Below are 6,172 nucleotides of genomic sequence, written 5' to 3'. Positions count from 1 at the left end.
GCGGGTTCGCCGCCCCCGGCCAGCCCTGGGACCCGTACCCCGGCGGGTTCGCCGCGCCCGGCCAGCCCGGACCCGGCGGGCAGCCCTGGGGCTCGTACCCCTCGGCGGATCCGGCCGGGCCGCCGCAGGGCTGGGCCTGGCCGGCCGGCGCCCCGCTGCCGGGTGCCGCCCACCCGGGATACCCGCTGCCCGGTCAGCCGTACGGCTGGCACCCGGGCCTCGACCCGCAGGACCCGCTGGTCACCCCGCCCCATGCCGGCGTCGGCGGCTGGTTCAGCCGGTGCGGGGGCGCGCTGCGGCGCGGCTGGCGGCTGCTCCTGCCGATCATGCTGCTCACCCAGACGGTCCCGGCGGCGGTGATCGCCGTCCTCTCGCTCGCCTTCGCGCCGACCGACCAGCCGGTCACCGGCCCGGATGGCGCCCCGGTGCTGCCCGACGGCTACTTCGAGCACATTTTTGCCTTCTACGGCGTGGTGCTTCTCGCGGCCCTGATCTTCGGGCCGCTGCAGAGCACCGGCTGGGCCGCCGGCACCTGGGTGGTCGCCCGCCAGGCGGCCGGCGAGCCGGTCGGGGTCGGGGCGGCCCTCCGCTACGGGCTGCGCCGCGCCCTCGGCCTCTGGGGCTGGACCATCGCGGCCTCGCTGCTGATCGGGGTCGGCGCCTGCCTCTGTCTCCTGCCCGGCCTCTACGCGGCCTGCGCGTTCGCCCTGTTCGGCCCGATCTACCTGTTCGAGCGGCAGGAGCCGATCGGCCGGGCCTGGCAGATGTTCCACCGGCGGTTCGGCATGGTGCTGGGGCGGGTCGTGCTGGTCATGTGCGTGCTGATCGCGGCGGCGGTGCTGGACGGCGTGCTGGGGGTGATCAGCCAGCTCGCCTTCGGGGTGGACCCGCTGGCCGCTCCGGGCACCGCCGCCGGCGCCGTGACGCTTGCCGTGCTGGGCGCGGTGCTGGCCACCCCGGCCTATCTGGCACAGCTCGTCGGGCTGGTCGCCGCCTACGCCGAGCAGCGGGCCCAGGAGGGCCCGGTGAACGCCGCCCGACTGGCCGCGGAACTCGGCTGAGCGGGGCGGTCGTGCTTGCACTCGGCAAGGGAGAGTGCTAAACAAGTCATTGGCACTCGCGTACGGTGAGTGCCAATGGTCGGGGCGGTAGGGCCACGGCCGCGCCGGTGTCGAGATGGCGCCGGAGTGGCACGGGGCCGGTCGTCGCGGGCTGTCCGGCCCGACCGAGGAGACGTCGTCGTCGCCAGGTGGCGACGTCCCCAAGGTGCGTACACCAGACGGCCCATCCGGGGAACCCTCGGGTGGCCCGTGAGTGTCCAGGAGGACAACGCCGTATGGCCAAGATGATCGCGTTCGACGAAGAGGCGCGCCGCGGCCTCGAGCGGGGCATGAACCAGCTCGCCGACGCCGTGAAGGTGACCCTCGGCCCCAAGGGCCGCAACGTCGTGCTCGAGAAGAAGTGGGGTGCCCCCACCATCACCAACGATGGTGTGAGCATCGCCAAGGAGATCGAGCTCGAGGACCCCTACGAGAAGATCGGCGCCGAGCTGGTCAAGGAGGTCGCCAAGAAGACCGACGACGTGGCCGGTGACGGCACGACGACGGCGACCGTCCTGGCCCAGGCCCTGGTCCGTGAGGGTCTGCGCAACGTGGCCGCCGGCGCCAACCCGATGGCCCTGAAGCGGGGCATCGAGGCCGCCGTAGCCAACGTCTCGGAGGAGCTGCTGAAGCTCGCCAAGGACGTGGAGACCAAGGAGCAGATCGCCTCCACCGCCTCCATCTCCGCCGCTGACCCCAGCGTCGGTGAGATCATCGCCGAGGCGATGGACAAGGTCGGCAAGGAAGGCGTCATCACCGTCGAGGAGAGCAACACCTTCGGCCTCGAGCTCGAGCTCACCGAGGGCATGCGCTTCGACAAGGGCTACATCTCCGCCTACTTCATGACCGACCCGGAGCGTATGGAGGCCGTCTTCGACGACCCGTACATCCTGATCGTCAACAGCAAGATCTCGTCGGTGAAGGACCTGCTCCCGATCCTCGAGAAGGTCATGCAGTCGAGCAAGCCGCTGCTGATCATCTCCGAGGACATCGAGGGCGAGGCCCTGGCCACCCTGGTGGTCAACAAGGTCCGTGGCACCTTCAAGTCGGTCGCCGTCAAGGCGCCGGGCTTCGGTGACCGCCGCAAGGCCATGCTGACCGACATCGCCATCCTCACCGGTGGCCAGGTCATCAGCGAGGAGGTCGGCCTCAAGCTCGACGCCGTCAGCGTCGACATGCTGGGCCGCGCCCGCAAGGTCGTGGTGACCAAGGACGAGACCACCATCGTCGACGGTGCCGGCGACGCCGAGCAGATCCAGGGCCGGGTCAACCAGATCCGGGCCGAGATCGAGAAGAGCGACTCCGACTACGACCGCGAGAAGCTGCAGGAGCGCCTGGCCAAGCTGGCCGGCGGTGTTGCGGTGATCAAGGTCGGCGCGGCCACCGAGGTCGAGCTGAAGGAGCGCAAGCACCGCATCGAGGACGCCGTCCGCAACGCGAAGGCCGCCGTCGAGGAGGGCATCGTCCCGGGTGGTGGCGTCGCGCTGGTGCAGGCCGGCAAGACCGCCTTCGACAAGCTGGACCTGGCCGGCGACGAGGCGACCGGCGCGCAGATCGTCAAGATCGCGCTGGACGCCCCGCTGCGGCAGATCGCCGTCAACGCCGGCCTCGAGGGTGGCGTCGTCGTCGAGCGTGTCCGCAGCCTCGACCCGGGTCACGGCCTCAACGCCGCGACCGGCGAGTACGTGGACCTGCTGGCCGCGGGCATCATCGACCCGGCCAAGGTGACGCGTTCCGCGCTGCAGAACGCCGCTTCGATCGCCGCGCTGTTCCTCACCACCGAGGCCGTCGTGGCGGACAAGCCGGAGAAGACCCCGGCCGCCCCGGCTGGCCCGGGTGGCGGGGAGATGGACTTCTGAGTCCAGCTCCATCCAGCACGCCGAAAGGGGGCGGGCCGCGTCAGCGGTCCGCCCCCTTTCCGTCTGTCTCAGGTCGGCAGTCGACGTTGGTTGCGTCGCTTGTGCGCCCGGTCGTACGGCGGTGTGCTCCGGATCGGTTCGTCCACCGGTTGCCGCGGTTCGTCGGTGGACGCCCCGTCGGCCCCGGTCATCTCCGCGAGCTGCTCGGCGTCGCCGAAGTCGAGCCGGTCGAACGGCAGCTGGCCGGGAAGCTCGCCGACCGGGCGCCAGCTCGCCGGCTGGTCGTCGGTCCGTTCGTCGTCCGTGGTCATGCCCGCCTCCTCTATTCACCGACCGTAGGGGCCGGTCGATGCCGAGGAGGCCGAACGACGTTATTACCGTCTATGTAACTTTAGTTACTTCTGTCCGTTCAGCGCCTTTCGGTACAGGAAGAACACCCGCTCGATCCGCGCGCCGGCCGCCCCCGAGTAGAACGGCACCGGGCCCACCCAGCCGATCTGCGCCGCCTCGATGCCCGCCGCCGCCTGGTCGCGCAGGCAGCGGCGGAGCAGCACCCCGCCGATACCCGAGCCCTCGGCGGCCGGCGCGGTGCCCATCGGCCCGAACCAGCTCGGCCGCGACGACCCGTACGCCGCGAAGCCGAGGATCTCGCCGCCCCGCTCGGCCAGGTGCGCGCCGGCGTCCGGCCGCCCCACCGAGCCGGCCAGCTCACCGTCCCAGGCGCCGCCGAAGGTGGCCCGGGCGAATTCGGACAGCGCCGGCAGGTCCGCCGGCTCGGCCCGGCGTACCGTCACACCCCGCTCGGCCAGCCGCTGCTCGGCCGCCTCCGTGGAGCGCAGCGCCGCCGAGCCCGCGCTCAGGTCGGCGGTCATGTTCCAGCCCGTCCGGTCCTGCCGGTAGCCGAGCCGCAGCGCGGCGCAGACCGCCGGGGTGTAGCGCACGTCGATGCCCGGCCAGGCGTAGTGCGGGGGATTTCCGGCCAGCAGCAGCTCGGCAGCGCCGAGCCCGGCGAGCCGGGTCTCCGCCTCGGCCAGCAGCCCCGCGCCGATTCCCTGGCGGCGCTCCTCCGGCGCCACCGCGATCAGGTCGACGTGACCGAGCCGCGGATCCGCCGCGGACAGCGAGCCGACCAGTGCCCCGACCAGCGCGCCGCCGCGGACCGCGCCGAGGGTCAGCACCGTCCGGTCGGCCGCCGCGCGGTCGGCGAGAGTGGCCACGATCGCCGGCGCCTCGGCGGCGTCCTCCGGCAGGTCGAGGGCGCGCCGGCAGAGGCCGACGACCTCGGGCAGGCGGTCCGGACCCAGCTCGATGATCTCCACGTCCATGGACGCCGACCCTAGGCCATCGGCCGGCCAATGGACAGGGTTGTTAACCGAGGTCCGCGGCCCGGGCGGCGCGGACCGCCGCGTACGCGTCGACGAGGCCGGCGCCGACCAGGTTCCGGGTGCCGCCGCAGGGCGCGTCGGCCGGCGCCACGGCCGGGGTGGCCGTCTCCGCCAGGATGCGTCGGGTCCGTTCCAGGTCCCCGACCAGCGCCGGGTTGGCCGACCACATCAACGCCACCACCCCGGCCACCTGCGGGGTCGCCATCGAGGTGCCGTCCAGGGTGGCGTAGCCGCCGCCCGGGAAGGCCGACGGCACCCCGGCGCCGGGTGCGACGAGGTCCGGCTTCGCGGCGCCCCCGGCCGCCGGCCCGCGGCTGGAGAACTCGGTGAGCCGGCGGGCCCGGTCAACCGCCCCGACCGTGAGCACGTCCGGGTACGGTGCCGGCGGGTCGGCGAGGGAGCTGCAGTACGGGCCGGTGTTGCCGGCGGCGGCCACCACCAGGATGCCGGCCGCGGCCAGCGCGGCGGTCGCGGGACGCAGCGCCCCCGGGTCGCACCCCTCCACCGGCGGGCAGCCCCACGAGTTGGTCAGCACGTCCGGCGCCCGCTGCGGCCGCCCGTCGGTGAGCGGGTTCCCGCCGGGCGGGAACGGGGCCAGCATGAACTGGAGGCAGTCCAGGTAGCGTGCCGGGCTGCCCAGGTTGCGGTCCAGGTTGACGCAACCCACCCAGCTCGCGCCAGGAGCCACCCCGATCCCGTTCCGGCCCACCGCGCTGCCCACCGTGTGCGTGCCGTGGCCGCCCCGGTCGGCCGGCGTCCGGCGGTGCTCCCAGGGGTCGTACCAGGAGTCGTCGCCGCCCCGGAAGCCGGCCGCCAGCGCCGGGTGCCGACCGTCCACCCCGGAGTCCGAGCTGCCCACCACCACCCCGGCGCCGGTCACGCCCAGCTCCGACCAGACCCGGTCCGCGCCGATGAGCGAGACGTTCCAGGCCGGGCCGGTCGGTGCCGGCATCCTGCCCCGGGTCGGGGGCGCCGCCGCGGGCAACGGGCGCAGCCGCTGGCTGACCAGCACCCGGGCCACCTCCGGGCGGCCGGCCAGCCAGGCCCGGGCCGCCGGCCCGCCGTCCGTCTCGATGGCGTTGACCAGGTAGTACGGCGTCGGGTGCAGGCGCAGCCGGGTCAGCTCGCGGCGCAGGTCGCCCTGGGTCCGCTCGGCCGTGGCCACCAGCCGCCGGTAGACCTCGGCCGCCCGGGCGTCCCGGCCGGCCCGGCCGGGGGCCCCGGCGGGGATGCCGGCCAGGTCGGCCTGCTCGCGGAGCACCACCAGCAGCCGTTCCCCGTGCAGGCCGGGCTGGCCGGGGACGGCGTGGACGACGACCACGGCGGCGAGCAGGGCCGCGGCGACCAGCCCGGCCAGCCCGCGCCGGGGCGCGCGGGCGCGGGGCCGGGCGAGCAGCACGCCGTACCCGACGGCGAGCAGGACCGCGACGGCGAACGCGACGCCGGTCGCGACCGCGACCCAGAACGGCACGTCGCGGGTGGTCGCCAGCAGGACGGTGACCTCCTCCGGATCGGTGAACGCCAGCGGCCCGACCAGCGCGAGGCCGACCAGCCAGCGCACCGGCGCACGCCCCGCCGGCCGGCCGCCGTGCCGGGCCCCGGCCTCCAGCGCGGCCAGCACGAAGCCGAGCGGCGGCAGCAGGAGCAGTGCCGGCAGCTGCGCCCCGGACTGGCCCGCCCCGGCGCCCAGCAACGCCAGGGTCACCCCGGCGACCAGCCCGCCGACCAGCACCAGCCGGGCCGGCCGGGGCGGCGCGCCCACCGCGAACGCGGCCCAGAACGCGGGGCCGAGCACCACCCCGGCGAGCGCGCCGAGCGCGGCGGCCGC

The 6,172-nt window shown here is 74.7% G+C and carries 5 protein-coding genes; 2 read left to right on the top strand and 3 right to left on the bottom strand.

What is annotated here, in order from left to right:
- Both ACW0Q9_RS28340 and groL read left to right on the top strand, forming a co-directional pair.
- Positions 1–1,061 (top strand): hypothetical protein (locus ACW0Q9_RS28340; protein WP_456186460.1); only part of this gene is annotated, 1,061 nt, incomplete at its 5' end.
- Positions 1,062–1,336: 275 nt separating this feature from the next.
- Entirely contained in the window at positions 1,337–2,959 is a 1,623-nt protein-coding gene (gene groL / locus ACW0Q9_RS28335) for a chaperonin GroEL (RefSeq protein ID WP_456186458.1), read from the top strand.
- A gap of 68 nt (positions 2,960–3,027) precedes the next feature.
- Here the strand turns inward: groL and ACW0Q9_RS28330 are convergent, their stop codons facing one another.
- The 3 genes from ACW0Q9_RS28330 to ACW0Q9_RS28320 form a co-directional block, all read right to left on the bottom strand.
- Positions 3,028–3,270: a hypothetical protein gene (locus ACW0Q9_RS28330; RefSeq protein WP_456186456.1), complete on the bottom strand. Its 243-nt coding sequence runs from the start codon at positions 3,268–3,270 to the stop codon at positions 3,028–3,030.
- A gap of 84 nt (positions 3,271–3,354) precedes the next feature.
- Positions 3,355–4,284, bottom strand: coding sequence for a GNAT family N-acetyltransferase (locus ACW0Q9_RS28325; protein WP_456186454.1), 930 nt, complete (start codon positions 4,282–4,284; stop codon positions 3,355–3,357).
- Between the two features lie 43 nt (positions 4,285–4,327).
- On the bottom strand, positions 4,328–6,172 hold a 1,845-nt coding region (locus ACW0Q9_RS28320), incomplete at its 5' end, for a S8 family serine peptidase (RefSeq protein WP_456186452.1).

This window comes from Micromonospora sp. I033 (assembly GCF_053890995.1).
The sequence above is the reverse complement of the archived record's forward strand: the minus strand, read 5'-3'. Positions and strand labels throughout refer to the sequence as shown.

Excerpts from the sequence above, each read along its gene's own strand:
- ACW0Q9_RS28330 (WP_456186456.1), bottom strand. The coding sequence starts at position 3,270 with ATGACCACGGACGACGAACGGACCGACGACCAGCCGGCGAGCTGGCGC.
- ACW0Q9_RS28325 (WP_456186454.1), bottom strand. The coding sequence starts at position 4,284 with ATGGACGTGGAGATCATCGAGCTGGGTCCGGACCGCCTGCCCGAGGTC.
- groL (WP_456186458.1), top strand. The coding sequence starts at position 1,337 with ATGGCCAAGATGATCGCGTTCGACGAAGAGGCGCGCCGCGGCCTCGAG.